Genomic DNA, 15,923 nt, shown 5'->3' on the forward strand with positions numbered 1-15,923 from the left:
AGCGTTTAGAAGCGCTGTCAATCACCATTTCAACCGCTTGCGATCATTCGATCGTAGCCCTTTCAGCACCACCTTAACTACTTAACTCATTGAATTTCAAGGAGTTTGTCGTTCCGATGTCGCTGGAAGTGGGGCGCATTATAAGGGGATTCAAGACCACGTCAACAGTTACTTTCATCAAAGGAGGAAATAACCACCGCACACACGCCTTGCGCCGGGCCCCAGCAATTGCGCACTATATTGCACACCCCCTCCCAAGGATCGCCGCCCACACATGAACACCCAGCCCCGCAGCCTGGCTTCCACGCTCTTTCCCATCGGCCTGCTGCTCATCGCCATGGCATCGATACAATCGGGCGCATCCTTGGCCAAAAGCATGTTCCCCATGATCGGCGCACAAGGCACCACGACGCTGCGCCTGATCTTCGCCAGTATCATCATGTTGCTAATATTGCGCCCATGGCGCGTGCGCATGACCGCCAGCACGCTGCGCAACGTGGTCATTTACGGCATGGCCCTGGGGGGCATGAACTTCCTCTTCTATATGGCACTGCAAACGACACCGCTTGGCATCGCCGTCGCTCTGGAGTTCACCGGCCCGCTGGCCGTAGCGCTTTTCGCCTCACGGCGGGTGATCGATTTCTTGTGGATTGCCCTGGCGGTCACCGGCCTGTTGCTACTGATCCCCGTCGGTCACGGTGGCCAGTCCCTGGACCTGACAGGGGCTGCCTATGCGCTGGGCGCCGGTGTGTGCTGGGCACTGTATATCCTCTTCGGCCAACGCGCGGGCGCAGAGCATGGCATCCAGAGTGCCGCACTGGGTGTTGTAGTCGCCGCCATCTTCGTAGCGCCAATCGGTATCGTTCATGCCGGCAGCGCTCTGCTCACCCCAGCTGTCATTCCGCTGGCCCTTGGGGTCGCCATACTCTCGACAGCACTGCCCTACAGCTTGGAAATGGTGGCCCTGACTCGGATGCCAGCACGTACATTCGGCACACTGATGAGCATTGAACCCGCCATTGGCGCCTTGTCCGGCCTGCTGTTCCTCGGTGAGTTGTTGAGCGTGACCCAATGGCTGGCGATTTTGGCCATTATTGCCGCTTCTGTCGGTGCCACCCTGTCGATGCGCAAGGAAGCTAACCCTCCCGTTGCGGCCGACTGATTTGAGAAATATTTTCATTTGGGATGGGATTTACCATTGTGGCGGCCCGCCTCGCTGATTAAGCTGTCACAAAGTCATAATCTTTTGGCTATCTACTTGAGCGAACACGGAAGCTAAGGAAGATTCAGGAAGAACCGAAGCCATAACAACAGGGTCAGACCACCATTAGCCCTGCATTTAAGGACAGGAATGAAACGTATTTTGCTCATCCTGGCCGTCCTGGCCATTGCTGGATGCGCCGCAACGGCCAAGACCGAGGTCAAAAAGGGAAAAAAGGGCCTGCATATCAACTGCTCCGGCCTTTCTTCGTCTTGGGACAAGTGCTATAGCAAGGCTGCCACCTCTTGCAGCAAGCGCGGTTATAAAGTCATCGCGCGCTCCGGCGACACTGGGGAGGAGCCGGGAGATTACCTCTTCGGCATCAACCCTGCCGGCTACACCAGCCGCAGCATGATCGTCATCTGCAAATGAAGAAAAGGGCAGCCCATGAGCTGCCCTTCTTTCATTCACACGCTGCCCTGGCCACTCAGAGCGGCGCCGTACGCTCCTCCAGCCAGGCCAACGCATCGCCGGCAAGCAACGGTGCAAGGCGCTCACGCACCACCCTGTGGTAGCGGTTCAGCCAGTCCAGCTCCTCTTTTGTGAGCAAATCCGCCAGCAGGCAGCGCGTATCGATAGGGCATAGCGTCAGGGTCTCGAATGTGAGGAAGTCGCCAAATGCAGACTTGCCTGCCTCCCGGTTCACCACCAGGTTCTCGATACGCACACCCCAGGCGCCAGGACGGTAGGTACCCGGTTCGATCGAGCTGATCATCCCGGCCTGCATGGCCGTCTGCGGCGCGGTTGCAGCCTGATAGGCGATCACTTGCGGCCCTTCGTGCACATTCATGAAATAGCCGACACCGTGACCGGTACCATGGCCATAGTCCACCTGATCAGCCCATATCGGCGCGCGCGCGATGGCGTCGAGCAGCGGCGAAAGAATGCCGCGGGGGAAAGTGGCGCGTGACAAGGCAATCATGCCCTTGAGCACCCTGGTGCAATCCTGTTTCTGCTCGAGGCTGGGCGTGCCCACCGGGACCATGCGGGTAATATCGGTAGTGCCGCCCAGGTATTGCCCCCCTGAGTCGATCAACAGCAAGCCGTCGCCCTCGATCACAGCATGAGACTGCTCGGTAGCCCGGTAGTGGGGCATGGCACCGTTGCCGTTGAATGCGGCAATGGTGGAGAAACTCAGCGACACGAAGCCGTCGCGACGGGCGCGCGCCGCACTCAACTGTTCATCGATGGTCAGTTCAGTAATGACTTCGGTGCCCTGATGCGCCTCGAGCCAAGCGAAGAATTCGCACAAGGCAGCGCCATCTTGCTCCATCACCCTGCGGACATGCACCAGCTCATCTTCGCCCTTGCGTGACTTGCTCAGCGTGGTCGGGTTGAGCCCCTCGACCAGTTGAACCTGTGCATTCAGGTGTTTCAACAGACCGCAGGTAACCCGCGACGGGTCCACTAACAGCCGACTCCCAGGTGCCACTTCTGACAGCACCGTGCCTACATCGGAGTAATCACGTAACTCAATTCCGTCGACTTGCAACACATGCCGAAGGTGCTCATCGAGCTTTCCCGCTCCGACGAACAGGGTGGCCTGCTTTTGGCCAATCAGGGCAAACGAAACGAACACCGGATTGTAGGAGACATCACTGCCACGCAGGTTGAACAGCCAGGCGATATCGTCCAATGTCGCGATGAAGTGCCAATCTGCCCCCTTCTCCACCAGAGTGCTACGCAGCTGGGCGAGCTTTTCCGCCCGGCTGACCGTAGCGTGGGGCGGCAAGTGCTGATAAACCGGGTTTGATGGCAGCGCCGGGCGTCCTTCCCAAACCTGCGCAAGCAGGTCCCGGTCAGTGACCAGACGGATATCGCGAGCCTTCAGGCGCTCTTCAAGTTGGCGTGCCGACGCCAGGGCCATGACCGCGCCATCCACGGCCACCGCGCCCGCCGCCCGGATGTTGTCACCCAGCCATTCCAGCGCACCGGGCTTGCCCGGCAGCAACTTCATCAGCTCGATGCCACTGCCCGCCAACTCTTTGTCCGCTTGCTCCCAGTAGCGGCTGTCAGCCCACAACCCGGCAAAATCGGCAGTGACCACGAGGGTGCCCACTGAACCATCGAACCCCGACAGCCACCGGCGCCCTTGCCAGTAGCCCGGCAGGTATTCGGAAAGGTGAGGATCGGCCGAGGGCACCAGCAGGGCATCGACGCCCTCCCTGGCCATTACCTCACGCACGCGCGCCAGGCGCTGCGGAACACTCTGCTCGATGGTGGTCTGAACGTTCATGCGCACTCCTGCGGTCACAGCCTGGTTAAGCCCAAAGCACGATAATGGAACAGCCACCACTGCCCTGCAATCAGGACGGCCAACTCGCGGCATGCAATGCCCATGACGACACCTGCAATCAAGACGCTTCCTACAATTAAGCCGAGACCATCGATCGCTTCTGGCTGAACTTCCCGAACAATGGGGCTTCACAACCATTACATTCATTGCAGACAGGCTGATGCCCATGCCCAGCGCCTGCGAACCGAAGACAGGTGTTGTACTGCTCGACACACGCGAGCACACGCCAGAACACGAACACGCCGTGCACCTGAAGCTGGCGGCCGGCATTGCCGGCCTTCTGGGTTGCCACCACGTAGAGCCCGATCACTCCCCAACCGCCGCCGACGGCTACTATTACCTACCGACTGAAACCCTGGTCGACCCACAGCGCCAGGCGGCCATAGGCATCCATACCGAGCACGACCTGTTCGGCGGTGTGGTGAGTCATCCTTACATGGCAACCAAGGCAATCTCTCACCCACTGCCGGCCAACGCCAATTTCCCGCCCGGCTGGACCGATGCATTCGCCCTCCAGGCCAGCGATGCCCTGCTCTGCGGCTATACCGTGTTCAGCAAAGCCGATGCCCGCCGAGCCGCAGAGCTACTGCTGCGCGACGGCCCTTTGCGGCTCAAGCCCGTACTGGCCTGTGCCGGGCGCGGCCAACAGGTCATCGTGGCACTGGATGAACTGGAGCCGTTGCTCGCCGACATGGATGACCAGGCGTTGGGGTTATGGGGGCTGGTGCTGGAGGAAGACCTCAGTGGGGTGGAAACCTACAGCGTCGGCCAGGTTCGCGTTGCCGGCCTGACCTGCAGCTACCACGGCACCCAGCAATTGACCCGCGACCACCAGGGCATCGAAGTCTATGGCGGTTCTGACCTGATCGTGGTTCGCGGCGATTACCAGGCACTGCTGCAACTCCCTCTTGAGGATCATCTGCGCCTGGCGATCAACCAGGCCATGACCTACGAGCAGGCAGCCGAGCAGCAGTTCCCAGGCTTCATCGCTTCGCGTCGCAACTACGACATCGCCCGCGGCTACGACGCGCAAGGCCATCTGCGCAGCGGCGTGCTCGAACAATCCTGGCGCCTAGGCGGGGCCAGTAGCGCAGAACTGCTGGCCCTGCAGGCATTTGCGGCTGACCCGGCACTGCAGCGGGTGCATGCGTCCACCCACGAAGTGTTCAGCACGCCCGACCTGCCCGCTGACGCCACCCTCTTCTACCAAGGAAACGACAGTGAACTCGGACAACTCAGCAAATTCGCGCGGATTCGCGAGCATGACCATTCAGAGTGAGACCATCGAGCTGCAAGTCGACGATGACAGCATCGTCGGGACCTTGGTCAGCCCCGGAAGCAAGATGCCCGGCATCCTCTTCGTACACGGCTGGGGTGGCAGCCAGCAACGCGACCTCGCCCGCGCCAGGCACATTACCGGGCTGGGCTGTGTGTGCATGACCTTCGACCTGCGCGGCCACGAGAAGACCGAGAGCCAGCGCCTCACAGTGACTCGCGAGCAGAACCTGAAAGACCTCCTCGCGGCCTACGACCGGCTGGTCAGCCACCCGGCAGTGGACAGCAGCGCCATCGCTATCATCGGCAGCAGCTACGGTGGCTACCTGGCCACCTTGCTGACCCTGCAGCGGCCGGTGAAGTGGCTGGCTTTGCGCGTACCGGCCATGTACTGGGACGACGAATGGGACACGCCCAAGCAAACGCTCGACCGCCAGCGCCTCAACGCCTACCGCCAGCGCCCGCTCGCGCCGTCAGACAACCGTGCCCTCGCAGCCTGCGCAGAATTCGCCGGCGATGTGCTGTTGGTGGAATCGGAACAGGACGATTATGTGCCGCATGCCACGCTGATGAGTTATCGCTCGGCCTTCATCAGCGCCCACTCGCTCACCCATCGAATAGTCGATGGTGCCGATCACGGGCTTTCCAGCGAGGAAAGTCAGAAAGCCTACAGCTCGATCCTCGCGTCGTGGATCAGCGAGATGGTGGTCGGCGCGCGCCTGGACCGCTACCCGCACTACGCACCCTGGTACGCCTGAGGCTCGCCGACCTGGCAATGCAGGCCACCGTCGGCGTCACGCACCACGCTGCGTAGCGCCTGATATGCGGCAAAGTTGACACTGCGCGCCTGGTGTAGCCGCACCAGGTCGAGAAAAGGCTCTTCGATAAAGGATTCAGCCGCCGCAGCCCAGGCCTGGCGCGACTGCCACTGCAGGTACTGGAGTACGCGACTGCCGTCTTCACTGGCCTGAACACTGACCCCTTGCAAGCCCTCGCACCGGTAGGCGAGCGCTTCACTGCGCGTCACCAGCGCATGGGCCAGCGCCGCCTGGCGTGCGGCAGGCACTTCGTATTCGATCATCTGGGTAAACCACAGGGAATGCGGATTGGCCGTCATGGACAGTCTCCTTGCTCCGGACGCTTGCAGCGCGATGGCCAGCACTGTAAAACCTCGAGTTAAGTCAAGGTCAAGAGCTTTTTTGCATGCCAAAAACTACACCAGTGGCCCAGGACAAGCTGCTCAGTGTCGGCCAGCTGGCCGCCCGAAGCGGGGTGGCAGTCACCGCGCTGCACTTCTATGAGACCAAGGGGCTGATCCACAGCACGCGCAACGCCGGCAACCAGCGCCGGTATCCGCGCGCCGTGCTGCGCCGTGTTGCGGTAATCAAGATGGCACAACGCCTGGGCATTCCGCTGGCCGACATAGCAACGGCGCTTGCCGCGCTGCCCAATGACCATATTCCGACGGCCGAGGATTGGCAGCGCCTGTCGGAAGGCTGGCGTGATGACCTTAACCGGCGTATCGACGAAATGATCCTGTTGCGCGATCAACTGGACGGCTGCATCGGCTGCGGGTGCATGTCACTCAAGGAATGCCCGCTACGCAACCGCCAGGACCATCTGGCCGACGAAGGGCCTGGGCCGCATTTGCCCTGAATAGCGCGTTCATCTAGGCGGCGCGAAACGACGCCGGTAATCGCTGGGGGTCAAGCCGGTGGTGCGCTGGAACACCTTGCGAAATGCGCCTGGGTCCTGATATCCCACGCCCCAGGCAATCTGCTCGACGGTGCGCCGGGTGAACTCCAGCATCCGGCAGGCGCGCCCCACCCGCACCTGCTGGCAGTACTCGGTGGGCTTCAGGCCGGTGGCCGCGCGAAAACGGCGCAGGAACGTTCGCTCTTCCAGCCCGGCGCAACCAGCCATGCCCGCCAAGTCCGCGCCCTGCGCGGCACTGGCCTGCAACCAGTGCTGCACCTTGAGCACCGCCGCATCGCCGTGATCCAGCCGCGGACTGAACAGCGCGCCGGGTAATGGCGCCGCGACCGGTTCCACGGACATATAGCGCGCCGTTTCCCACGCAACCGACGGCCCGAGAAAACGGTCCAGCAGGCGCAAGCCCAGCTCGGTCCAGGCCATCAACCCCGCCGAGGTCATGATGTCACCGTCATCCAGCAGCGGCTGGTTGGCTTCAACCCTGACCTTGGGGTAGCGCTGGGCCAGTGTTTGCGCGTAATTCCAATGCGTGCTCGCCGAACGGCCGTCCAGTAATCCGCTGGCGGCGAGAAAAAACACGCCGATGCATACAGAGGCCAGTACCGTGCCCTGGCCATGCCAACGACACAGTAGCCCCCGGTGGAGTTCGAGCAGCTCAGGCGGTGGTGCAGATTCCAGGCTGGGAGGGATGATGAGCACGCGCACGTCATGGGGTGCTCCGGGATGGCTGTCCTCGACAAGCTGCAACTGCCCCGTTTCATCCGCTTGCCAATGGCTGACACGAATTTGCGCAAGGTCGACAGCACCGAGCTCAGCGGCGACACGGTTGGCCACGCTAAACAGGTCGGCGAGCCCATGCACCGCCGCGCGCTGCGCGCCGGGGTAAAGTAGCAGGCCGATCTCCAGGCTGCCTGGGCTGTCAGTTTTTGCCGTCATTGTGTCGGTCACGCCAATCCTCAACTCGTTGCGCACAGCCTATAACTATCGTCATCCAACGACTACTGCCACAGGAGGCAGCATGAGCAAGCAGGCGCTGATCATCATCGATATCCAGAACGATTACTTTCCAGGGGGCAAATGGGCACTTGATGGCGCTGACCAGGCGGCCGACAACGCCGCCAAGTTGCTGAACGCAGCGCGCAAACGCGGCGACCTTGTGGTGCATGTTAGGCATGAGTTCGAAAGCAGCGATGCGCCGTTCTTTGTGCCAGGCTCAGAGGGCGCGGCGATCCACGCAAAGGTCCAGCCGGTGGATGGGGAACCGGTGGTGCTCAAGCACAAGGTGAATGCGTTCCGTGACACCCCGCTTAAAACCACACTCGATCAACATGGCATCACCGACCTGACCATCGTCGGCAGCATGAGCCATATGTGCATCGACGCCGCCACCCGCGCTGCCGCCGATTTCGGTTTTGACGTCACAGTGGCCCATGATGCGTGTGCCACGTTGCCGCTCGACTTCGATGGCAAGCAGGTGCCGGCAGCGGACGTGCAGGCGTCGGCGATGGCCGCGCTGGCGTTTGCCTATGCCAAAGTGGTGAAGACCGATGAACTGCTGAAAGGCTGACAGCTCATATCACGACGTTGCGCACAAACCGCGTGGGCACACCACCATCGTTGCGGTAGGCATAGCGGCAGTTGCTGGGAAACACATGGAACTGGCCGACCTGCAAGCAATGCTCGGCCCCTTCGATGATCAGCGTGAGCTGCCCTTCGGCCACGTAGATCTGCTCGCTCCAGCCCTCGGCATCGGCCTCACTGATGTAGCACTCACCCGGTGCCAGGGTCCACTCCCAGATCTCCACCTCTTTGCGGGCGGCGCTGCTGGCCAGCAGTACTGCCTTGCTCTGCGGATGCTCGCCGGCCCATGCCAGTTCATCGATGCGACTGGTATCGCGCTGGTCAGGCGCCTGGATCAGCGTGCTGAAGGCGACCCCCAACGCTTCGGCAATCAGGTCGAGGGTGGTCAGGCTGACGTTCTTTTCACCTGCCTCGATCGCTACCAGCATGCGCCGGCTCACGCCTGAACGCTCGGCAAGCGCAGCCTGGCTCATCCCCAGCGCATTGCGCAGGCTTCGTACATTGAGGCTGACATGCTGCAGTACCGAGGCACGGTGCGCAGATTCTTTGTGCACTATATTGCTCACTTGTTCGGGTTGCGCAGTATACTGCCCACTTTGCGGCGATTGTGCGCCGCCCCTCCCGAGTGCGCAAGGCCATGACCCAACCGAACAGCAGCCCGCAGACCTCCCTTTACTTGCGCCTGAGCAAAGCCGAAATGGTGCTGGTGTTCATCACCATGCTATGGGGCGGCACCTTTCTGCTGGTGCATAACGTCATGACCGTCAGCGGCCCGATGTTTTTCGTCGGCCTGCGTTTCGCTGCCGCCGCGCTGTTCGTGGGGCTGGTCTCGGCGCGTGCGCTGCCTGGCCTGACCCAGACCGAATTGAAAGCCGGGGTGCTGATCGGCGCGTCCATCATGCTCGGCTACGGCTTGCAGACCATGGGCTTGCAAACCATCAGCAGCAGCCAGTCGGCCTTCATCACCGCTCTGTATGTGCCGTTCGTACCGCTGCTGCAGTGGCTGGTGCTGGGCCGTCGGCCAGGGCTAATGCCCAGCATCGGTATCTGCCTGGCATTCCTCGGCCTGATGCTGCTGGCGGGGCCTGAGGGCGGCACCCTGCATTTCAGCGAAGGTGAAGTCGTGACCCTGGTAAGCGCAGTGGCCATCGCCGCCGAGATTATCCTGATCAGCCGCTATGCCGGCCAGGTAGACGTGCGTCGCGTCACCGTGGTGCAACTGGCGACCGCCTCCCTGCTGTCTTTCCTGATGATCGTCCCGACTCAGGAGCGCATACCCGACTTCTCCTGGTTGTTGCTGCTCAGTGCCCTGGGCCTCGGCGCCATGAGCGCGATCATTCAGGTAGCGATGAACTGGGCACAGAAATCGGTTTCGCCAACCCGCGCCACCCTGATCTACGCAGGCGAACCGGTGTGGGCCGGGATCGTCGGCCGCATCGCCGGTGAGCGCCTGCCCGGTGTTGCACTGATCGGTGGCCTGCTGATCGTCATCGCCGTGGTGGTCAGTGAGCTGAAGATCCGCCGTGCCAGCGCTGCGGACGAAGCAGCCGAAGTGCTAGGTGATGGTGAAACAGGCCGATGAATCAGCCAACAACGGCTATGCTCTGTAAAAAACTGTTATAAAAAAACAGCTTGTCACACCCTGTTTGTATGATTCTGCGACAGCTTGCGTGTTGGTGATCAACTGCTCGGCACGTATGATCCTTGCAAACCTTTCCAGAATAGAACGCTATGTCCTTGATAGTGCTACTGCTTCTGCCGTTCGTGGGCAGTTGCCTGGCAGCCGTGCTGCCGCACAACGCACGTAACGCCGAGTCCATCCTAGCGGGGCTCGTGGCCCTGGTCGGCACCGTCCAGGTAGCACTGCTGTACCCTCAAGTCGCTCACGGCGGTGTGATTCGCGAGGAATTCCTCTGGCTGCCAAGCCTGGGCCTTAACCTGGTCCTGCGCATGGATGGCTTCGCCTGGCTGTTCTCAGTGCTGGTACTGGGCATCGGCGCGCTTGTCTCGTTGTACGCGCGCTATTACATGTCGCCACAGGACCCGGTACCACGCTTCTTCGCTTTCTTCCTGGCCTTCATGGGCGCCATGCTTGGCTTGGTCATCTCAGGCAACCTGGTGCAGCTGGTGTTCTTCTGGGAGCTGACCAGCCTGTTCTCGTTCCTGCTCATCGGTTATTGGCACCACCGCGCCGACGCCCGCCGCGGCGCTTACATGGCACTGATGGTCACAGGCGCCGGTGGCCTGTGCCTGCTGGTGGGGGCGCTGCTGCTCGGCCATGTGGTCGGCAGCTACGACCTAGACAAGGTCCTGGCTGCCGGCGATACCGTTCGCCAACATGCACTTTACCCCGTGCTGCTGCCGCTGATCCTGATCGGTGCCTTGAGCAAGAGCGCGCAGTTCCCTTTCCAGTTCTGGCTACCCCACGCCATGGCAGCGCCGACACCTGTATCGGCATATTTGCATTCGGCTACCATGGTCAAGGCCGGCGTATTCCTGCTGGCACGGCTCTGGCCAGTGCTATCGGGCAGTGAAGAATGGTTCTGGATCGTCGGCGGTGCTGGCGCCATCACGCTGCTGCTGGGCGCCTTCGCAGCGATGTTCCAGAACGACCTCAAGGGCCTGCTGGCCTACTCCACCATCAGCCACCTGGGCCTGATCACCCTGCTGCTGGGGTTGAACAGCCCGCTGGCCGCTGTTGCCGCCGTCTTCCACATCCTCAACCATGCCACCTTCAAGGCTTCGCTATTCATGGCCGCCGGCATCATCGACCATGAAAGCGGCACCCGCGACATACGCCGCCTCAGCGGCCTGATCCGCCTGGTGCCCTACACCGCCACGCTGGCCATGGTGGCAAGTGCCTCCATGGCCGGCGTGCCGTTGATGAACGGTTTCCTGTCCAAGGAAATGTTCTTCGCCGAAACCGTGTTCATCACATCCACCGCCTGGGTCGAAGCCACGTTACCAGTGATCGCCACCCTCGCCGGCACCTTCAGCGTTGCCTATGCCCTGCGGTTTACCGTTGACGTGTTCTTTGGCCCTACCGCCCAGGACTTGCCACACACGCCTCACGAACCGCCACGCTGGATGCGCGCGCCGGTCGAGTTGCTGGTGCTCACCTGCCTGGTGGTGGGTATTTTCCCCGCCCAGTCAGTCGGCCCGCTGCTGGCCGCCGCTGCCCTGCCGGTAGTAGGGGGCACGTTGCCTGAGTACAGCCTGGCCATCTGGCATGGCTGGAACGCACCGCTGATCATGAGCCTGGTCGCCATGAGTGGCGGTATCGTGCTCTACCTGCTGTTGCGCAACCAATTACGCCGGGGCCGCTTCCCCTACCCGCCGCTGATCGAGCGTTTCAATGGCAAGCGGCTGTTCGAGCACGGCCAGGTGCACCTGATGTTGCTGGCCAAGCGCGTCGAAAGCCTGCTGACCACCCGCCGGTTGCAGGCGCAACTGTTCATGATGGTGCTGGCGGCCTTCCTTGCCGGCCTCACGCCCCTGTTGTACAGCGGGCTAAGCTGGGGCGACCGGCCGAAGATTCCCGGCTCCGGGGTATTTGTTGCACTCTGGCTGATCGCCATCGCCTGCGCGATCGGTGCCGCTTACCAGGCCAAGTATCACCGCCTGGCTGCGTTGATCATGGTCGGCGTCTGCGGCCTGATGACCTGCATCACCTTCGTCTGGTTCTCCGCGCCTGACCTTGCCTTGACCCAGCTGGTGGTCGAGGTGGTTACCACGGTGCTGATCCTGCTCGGCCTGCGCTGGCTGCCGCGGCGAATAGAAGGCGTCTCGCCGCTACCGGGCAGCCTCGATCGCGCCCGCGTTCGGCGCCTGCGCGACTTGCTGCTGGCCATCCTCGTCGGTGGCGGCATGGCGTTGCTGTCCTACGCCATGCTGACCCGCCCCACGCCTAACGACATTTCCTCGTTTTACCTGAGCCGTGCCCTGCCCCAGGGCGGCGGCACCAACGTGGTCAACGTGATGCTGGTGGACTTCCGCGGCTTCGATACCCTCGGTGAAATTACCGTGCTGGTGGCCGTGGCCCTGACCGTGTTCGCCCTCCTGCGTCGCTTCCGCCCCCCTAAGGAGAGCATGCAGCTGCCAGCCCAGCAGCGCCAGCTTGCGCCTGACGTGGTCACCGACCTGATCAACCCGCGCCATGCCACCGACACCGCATTGGGCTTCATGATGGTACCCGCCGTATTGGTGCGTTTGCTCCTGCCCATCGCGCTGCTGGTGTCGATGTACCTGTTCATGCGCGGCCACAACCAGCCGGGCGGCGGCTTCGTCGCCGGCCTGGTGATGTCGGTGGCGTTCATCCTCCAGTACATGGTTGCGGGCACCCAATGGGTCGAGGCGCAGATGAGCCTGCGACCGCTGCGCTGGATGGGCACCGGGCTGTTGTGCGCGACCCTGACCGGGGCCGGTGCCATGTTGCTGGGTTATCCGTTCCTGACCACCCATACCGCCCACCTGCACTTGCCATTGCTCGGCGACGTGCACGTGGCCAGTGCACTGTTCTTCGACATTGGCGTGTACACCGTGGTGGTCGGCTCGACCCTGCTGATCCTCACCGCCCTGGCGCACCAATCGGTCCGTGCCTACCGGCCGGGCCAATCGTCGAAATCCAGCCAAGCAGGAGCCGCCTGATGGAAGAAGTCATTGCAGTCGCCATCGGGGTACTGGCCGCCTCGGGCGTGTGGCTGATCCTGCGCCCACGGACCTACCAGGTGATCATGGGCCTGTGCCTGCTGTCATACGGGGTCAACCTGTTCATTTTCAGTATGGGCAGCCTGTTCATCGGCAAGGAGCCGATCATCAAGGAAGGCGTCACCCAGGACCTTCTGCACTACACCGACCCGCTGCCCCAGGCGCTGGTGCTCACCGCCATCGTCATCAGCTTTGCCATGACCGCGCTGTTCCTCGTGGTGCTGCTGGCGTCACGTGGATTGACTGGCACCGACCATGTGGATGGCAGGGAGCGTGACGAATGACTGTGATGAGTCAGTTGATCGTCGCCCCCATTCTGCTGCCGCTGCTCACTGCAGCGGTGATGCTGTTGCTGGGCGAGAAGCGTCGTCATCTGAAGGCGCGCCTCAACCTGCTGTCGACGTTCGGTGGCCTGGCCATCGCGGCTACCCTGTTGCTGTGGGTTCGCAGCCAAGGGCAGGCTGAGTCCATCGGCGTTTACCTGCCGGGCAACTGGCCTGCGCCCTTCGGCATCGTGCTGGTATTGGACCACCTTTCGGCACTGCTGCTGACCCTGACCGGCGTCATCGGTTTCAGCGCACTGCTGTTCGCCCGCGCCCGCTGGGACAGCGCGGGCGCCAACTTCCACGCACTGTTCCAGATCCAGCTGATGGGCCTTTACGGCGCGTTCCTGACCGCTGACCTGTTCAACCTGTTCGTGTTCTTCGAGGTACTGCTGGCGGCTTCCTATGGCCTGCTGCTGCATGGCTCGGGGCGGGCACGGGTGCGGTCGGGCCTGCATTACATCGCCATCAACCTGTTTGCCTCATCGTTGTTCCTGGTGGGCGCGGCGATGCTCTACGGGGTGACCGGCACGCTCAACATGGCAGACCTGGCGCTGAAGATCCCGCTGGTTCCGGAAGCAGACCGCGGCCTGCTGCACGCTGGGGCGGCGATTCTGGCCGTCGCCTTCCTGGCCAAGGCAGGCATCTGGCCGCTGAATTTCTGGCTGATACCGGCCTACGCCTCGGCCAGCGCGCCAGTAGCGGCGCTGTTTGCCATCATGACCAAGGTTGGCCTGTATGCCGTGCTGCGCCTGTGGACCCTGCTGTTTTCCGGCCAGGCCGGCGCATCGGCGCATTTCGGTGGCCAATGGCTGATCTACGGTGGTTTGGTCACCCTGGCGGTGGCGGCGGTGTCGATCCTGGCGGCGCAACGCCTGGAACGCATGGCCGCACTGAGCATTCTGGTCTCCGCTGGCACCTTGCTCGGCGCTGTCGGTTTTGCCCAGCCGGCCCTGACCGGCGCGGCTTTGTTCTACCTGGTGAACTCAACCCTGGCACTGTGCGCGCTGTTCCTGCTCGCCGAACTGGTCGAACGCTCGCGATCGGCCAACGAAGCGCCGCTGGAAGACGAAGAGGGTGCCATGCCCTCGCCGCTCGAGTCGCTGCACCCACCCAAGGGCATCAACCTCGACGACGAACAAAAGGCCGTTATCGGCCAGATCATCCCCTGGACCATGGCATTCCTCGGCATGAGCTTCATCGCCTGCGCACTGCTAATCATCGGCATGCCCCCGCTATCGGGCTTCGTCGGCAAGCTCAACCTGATCAGCGCACTGTTCAACCCACTGGGTCTGGGCGTTCCGAGCGATCAACCATTGTCCGGAGCAGGCTGGGCATTGGTTGCCCTGCTGATTCTGTCGGGCATGGCTTCGCTGATCGCCTTCGGCCGGGTAGGCATCCTGCGCTTCTGGAAGCCCGAAGAGCGCCCCTCGCCTCTGCTGCGTCGCTATGAATGCCTGCCCATCGTGATCCTGCTCGGGCTGTGCATCATTCTAAGCGTCAGGGCCGAACCGCTGCTGCGCTACACCCAGGACACCGCCGCCAGCTTGCAGGCGCCCGACGCCTACATCCACGCGGTGATGTCCGCCCGCCCCGTCCCTGGCCCGACCTCCCTCGACGTACAGGTGCAGCCATGAGCCGACTGTTCCCCGCTCCGCTGCTGTCGGTCGCGCTGTTCGTGCTCTGGCTGCTGCTGAACCTGTCTGTAAGCCCCGGCAACTTGCTGCTGGCTGCCGCTTTCGCTGTTGTCGCACCCATGCTGCTGGCGCCGCTGCGCCCTCAGCACGCCCATGTGCGGCGGCCACTGGTCGTGGCAAGGTTGATCTGCCGGGTGGGCATCGACGTCATCCAGTCCAACCTGCAAGTCGCCTTGGGTGTGTTGCGGGCAGGGCAGCGGCCACCTCGTTCCGCCTTCGTGCACATCCCGCTGGACCTGCGCGACGCCCACGGCCTCGCGGCGCTATCGATGATCACCACCGTGGTGCCCGGTACGGTCTGGTCGGAACTGGCGCTGGACCGCAGCGTCATGCTGCTGCATGTGTTTGACCTGCAGGATGAGACTGCTTTCATCGAGCACTTCAAACACACTTACGAACGCCCGCTGATGGAGATTTTCGAATGACAGGCCTGCTCGCCAACGCAGTCCTCGCCAGCCTGTTCATCTTCGCCCTGGCCATGGGCCTGGCGCTGATCCGGCTGTTCCGCGGCCCTTCGGCGCAGGACCGGGTACTGGCACTGGACTACCTCTATATTCTGGGCATGCTGATGATGCTGGTACTGGGCATTCGCTATGCCAGTGACACCTATTTCGAAGGCGCCCTGCTGGTTGCCCTCTTTGGCTTTGTCGGCTCGTTCGCCCTGGCCAAATTCCTGCTGCGTGGCGAGGTGATCGAATGAATCAAGCCCTTGAACTGCCGCTCTGGCTGGAACTGCTCACCGCGGCCCTGCTGCTGCTCGGCAGCCTGTTCGCCCTGATCGGGGCGATTGGCTTGCTACGCCTGAAAGACTACTTTCAGCGCATGCACCCACCGGCCCTGGCCTCGACCATTGGCGCCTGGTGCGTTGCACTGGCTTCAATCATCTACTTTTCGTGGCTGAAGCAAAGCCCGGTGCTGCACGCCTGGCTGATTCCCATTCTGCTGTCGATCACTGTACCGGTTACCACACTACTCCTGGCCAGGGCGGCGTTGTTCCGCAAGCGCATGTCCAGGGAAGCAGTACCTGAAGAGGTCAGCAGCGGCCGCGACAGCGGCAACTGATCAACGGC

17 protein-coding genes are annotated in these 15,923 nt (G+C 62.3%); 13 read left to right on the forward strand and 4 right to left on the reverse strand.

What is annotated here, in order from left to right; all coding sequences use genetic code 11:
* Positions 1-274: 274 nt before the first annotated feature.
* The gene (gene rhtA, locus ACFY68_RS20815) at positions 275-1,162 is read left to right on the forward strand and encodes a threonine/homoserine exporter RhtA (protein ID WP_387531164.1); all 888 of its coding nucleotides are present in this window, start codon (positions 275-277) and stop codon (positions 1,160-1,162) included.
* Between the two features lie 189 nt (positions 1,163-1,351).
* Entirely contained in the window at positions 1,352-1,633 is a 282-nt protein-coding gene (locus ACFY68_RS20820; RefSeq protein WP_346615074.1) for a hypothetical protein, read from the forward strand.
* A 55-nt stretch (positions 1,634-1,688) separates the two neighbouring features.
* On the opposite strand, the gene ACFY68_RS20825 is transcribed toward ACFY68_RS20820, so the two are convergent.
* Positions 1,689-3,497: a M24 family metallopeptidase gene (locus ACFY68_RS20825; RefSeq protein ID WP_387531167.1), complete on the reverse strand. Its 1,809-nt coding sequence runs from the start codon at positions 3,495-3,497 to the stop codon at positions 1,689-1,691.
* Between the two features lie 220 nt (positions 3,498-3,717).
* Between ACFY68_RS20825 and ACFY68_RS20830 the strand changes: the two genes are divergently transcribed.
* Both ACFY68_RS20830 and ACFY68_RS20835 read left to right on the forward strand, forming a co-directional pair.
* Positions 3,718-4,836 (forward strand): DUF3182 family protein, encoded by a 1,119-nt coding sequence (locus ACFY68_RS20830; RefSeq protein WP_387531170.1) that lies wholly within the window; start codon positions 3,718-3,720, stop codon positions 4,834-4,836.
* Positions 4,820-5,590 carry an alpha/beta fold hydrolase gene (locus ACFY68_RS20835; RefSeq protein ID WP_346615077.1) on the forward strand — a complete coding sequence of 257 codons (771 nt, stop codon included), beginning with the start codon at positions 4,820-4,822 and terminating at the stop codon, positions 5,588-5,590. Before ACFY68_RS20830 ends, ACFY68_RS20835 begins: the two co-directional genes overlap by 17 nt.
* Here the strand turns inward: ACFY68_RS20835 and ACFY68_RS20840 are convergent.
* Entirely contained in the window at positions 5,569-5,949 is a 381-nt protein-coding gene (locus ACFY68_RS20840) for an antibiotic biosynthesis monooxygenase (RefSeq protein WP_387531173.1), read from the reverse strand. The two genes, ACFY68_RS20835 and ACFY68_RS20840, sit on opposite strands and share 22 nt — an antisense overlap.
* Before the next feature lie 86 nt (positions 5,950-6,035).
* Between ACFY68_RS20840 and soxR the strand changes: the two genes are divergently transcribed.
* A complete protein-coding gene (soxR, locus tag ACFY68_RS20845) occupies positions 6,036-6,488 on the forward strand; it encodes a redox-sensitive transcriptional activator SoxR (RefSeq protein ID WP_387531176.1) in 453 nt (150 codons plus the stop codon).
* A 9-nt stretch (positions 6,489-6,497) separates the two neighbouring features.
* On the opposite strand, the gene ACFY68_RS20850 is transcribed toward soxR, so the two are convergent.
* Positions 6,498-7,481, reverse strand: a complete 984-nt coding sequence (locus ACFY68_RS20850; RefSeq protein WP_387531425.1) for a GlxA family transcriptional regulator — start codon at positions 7,479-7,481, stop codon at positions 6,498-6,500.
* A gap of 82 nt (positions 7,482-7,563) precedes the next feature.
* Here ACFY68_RS20850 and ACFY68_RS20855 point away from each other — a divergent pair, with 82 nt between their 5' ends.
* Positions 7,564-8,112, forward strand: coding sequence for a cysteine hydrolase family protein (locus ACFY68_RS20855; RefSeq protein ID WP_387531179.1), 549 nt, complete (start codon positions 7,564-7,566; stop codon positions 8,110-8,112).
* A 4-nt stretch (positions 8,113-8,116) separates the two neighbouring features.
* Here ACFY68_RS20855 and ACFY68_RS20860 read toward each other — a convergent pair whose 3' ends face one another.
* Positions 8,117-8,680: a helix-turn-helix domain-containing protein gene (locus ACFY68_RS20860; RefSeq protein WP_387531182.1), complete on the reverse strand. Its 564-nt coding sequence runs from the start codon at positions 8,678-8,680 to the stop codon at positions 8,117-8,119.
* A gap of 83 nt (positions 8,681-8,763) precedes the next feature.
* Between ACFY68_RS20860 and ACFY68_RS20865 the strand changes: the two genes are divergently transcribed.
* The 7 genes from ACFY68_RS20865 (at position 8,764) to ACFY68_RS20895 (ending at position 15,915) form a co-directional block, all read left to right on the forward strand.
* Positions 8,764-9,708 (forward strand): DMT family transporter, encoded by a 945-nt coding sequence (locus tag ACFY68_RS20865; protein WP_387531185.1) that lies wholly within the window; start codon positions 8,764-8,766, stop codon positions 9,706-9,708.
* Between the two features lie 149 nt (positions 9,709-9,857).
* Complete coding sequence (locus ACFY68_RS20870) at positions 9,858-12,773, forward strand: monovalent cation/H+ antiporter subunit A (protein ID WP_387531188.1); 2,916 nt, start codon at positions 9,858-9,860, stop codon at positions 12,771-12,773.
* On the forward strand, positions 12,773-13,117 hold the full coding sequence (locus tag ACFY68_RS20875; RefSeq protein ID WP_012315281.1) for a Na+/H+ antiporter subunit C: 345 nt from the start codon (positions 12,773-12,775) through the stop codon (positions 13,115-13,117). Before ACFY68_RS20870 ends, ACFY68_RS20875 begins: the two co-directional genes overlap by 1 nt.
* Entirely contained in the window at positions 13,114-14,793 is a 1,680-nt protein-coding gene (locus ACFY68_RS20880; RefSeq protein WP_387531191.1) for a monovalent cation/H+ antiporter subunit D, read from the forward strand. The genes ACFY68_RS20875 and ACFY68_RS20880 overlap by 4 nt, the downstream gene beginning before the upstream one ends.
* The gene (locus ACFY68_RS20885) at positions 14,790-15,278 is read left to right on the forward strand and encodes a Na+/H+ antiporter subunit E (RefSeq protein WP_387531194.1); all 489 of its coding nucleotides are present in this window, start codon (positions 14,790-14,792) and stop codon (positions 15,276-15,278) included. Before ACFY68_RS20880 ends, ACFY68_RS20885 begins: the two co-directional genes overlap by 4 nt.
* A complete protein-coding gene (locus ACFY68_RS20890) occupies positions 15,275-15,553 on the forward strand; it encodes a K+/H+ antiporter subunit F (RefSeq protein WP_387531197.1) in 279 nt (92 codons plus the stop codon). Before ACFY68_RS20885 ends, ACFY68_RS20890 begins: the two co-directional genes overlap by 4 nt.
* Positions 15,550-15,915: a Na+/H+ antiporter subunit G gene (locus tag ACFY68_RS20895; RefSeq protein WP_346615086.1), complete on the forward strand. Its 366-nt coding sequence runs from the start codon at positions 15,550-15,552 to the stop codon at positions 15,913-15,915. Before ACFY68_RS20890 ends, ACFY68_RS20895 begins: the two co-directional genes overlap by 4 nt.
* The last annotated feature ends 8 nt before the right edge of the window (positions 15,916-15,923 follow it).

Origin of the sequence: Pseudomonas sp. NPDC012596 (genome assembly GCF_042902325.1) — a bacterium.
GTDB lineage: Bacteria > Pseudomonadota > Gammaproteobacteria > Pseudomonadales > Pseudomonadaceae > Aquipseudomonas.

Excerpts from the sequence above, each read along its gene's own strand:
- ACFY68_RS20820 (WP_346615074.1), top strand. The coding sequence starts at position 1,352 with ATGAAACGTATTTTGCTCATCCTGGCCGTCCTGGCCATTGCTGGATGC.
- ACFY68_RS20890 (WP_387531197.1), top strand. The coding sequence starts at position 15,275 with ATGACAGGCCTGCTCGCCAACGCAGTCCTCGCCAGCCTGTTCATCTTC.
- ACFY68_RS20885 (WP_387531194.1), top strand. The coding sequence starts at position 14,790 with ATGAGCCGACTGTTCCCCGCTCCGCTGCTGTCGGTCGCGCTGTTCGTG.
- ACFY68_RS20875 (WP_012315281.1), top strand. The coding sequence starts at position 12,773 with ATGGAAGAAGTCATTGCAGTCGCCATCGGGGTACTGGCCGCCTCGGGC.
- ACFY68_RS20870 (WP_387531188.1), top strand. The coding sequence starts at position 9,858 with ATGTCCTTGATAGTGCTACTGCTTCTGCCGTTCGTGGGCAGTTGCCTG.
- ACFY68_RS20850 (WP_387531425.1), bottom strand. The coding sequence starts at position 7,481 with ATGACGGCAAAAACTGACAGCCCAGGCAGCCTGGAGATCGGCCTGCTA.
- ACFY68_RS20865 (WP_387531185.1), top strand. The coding sequence starts at position 8,764 with ATGACCCAACCGAACAGCAGCCCGCAGACCTCCCTTTACTTGCGCCTG.
- ACFY68_RS20825 (WP_387531167.1), bottom strand. The coding sequence starts at position 3,497 with ATGAACGTTCAGACCACCATCGAGCAGAGTGTTCCGCAGCGCCTGGCG.
- ACFY68_RS20895 (WP_346615086.1), top strand. The coding sequence starts at position 15,550 with ATGAATCAAGCCCTTGAACTGCCGCTCTGGCTGGAACTGCTCACCGCG.
- ACFY68_RS20835 (WP_346615077.1), top strand. The coding sequence starts at position 4,820 with ATGACCATTCAGAGTGAGACCATCGAGCTGCAAGTCGACGATGACAGC.
- ACFY68_RS20855 (WP_387531179.1), top strand. The coding sequence starts at position 7,564 with ATGAGCAAGCAGGCGCTGATCATCATCGATATCCAGAACGATTACTTT.
- ACFY68_RS20830 (WP_387531170.1), top strand. The coding sequence starts at position 3,718 with ATGCCCATGCCCAGCGCCTGCGAACCGAAGACAGGTGTTGTACTGCTC.
- soxR (WP_387531176.1), top strand. The coding sequence starts at position 6,036 with ATGCCAAAAACTACACCAGTGGCCCAGGACAAGCTGCTCAGTGTCGGC.
- ACFY68_RS20840 (WP_387531173.1), bottom strand. The coding sequence starts at position 5,949 with ATGACGGCCAATCCGCATTCCCTGTGGTTTACCCAGATGATCGAATAC.
- ACFY68_RS20880 (WP_387531191.1), top strand. The coding sequence starts at position 13,114 with ATGACTGTGATGAGTCAGTTGATCGTCGCCCCCATTCTGCTGCCGCTG.
- rhtA (WP_387531164.1), top strand. The coding sequence starts at position 275 with ATGAACACCCAGCCCCGCAGCCTGGCTTCCACGCTCTTTCCCATCGGC.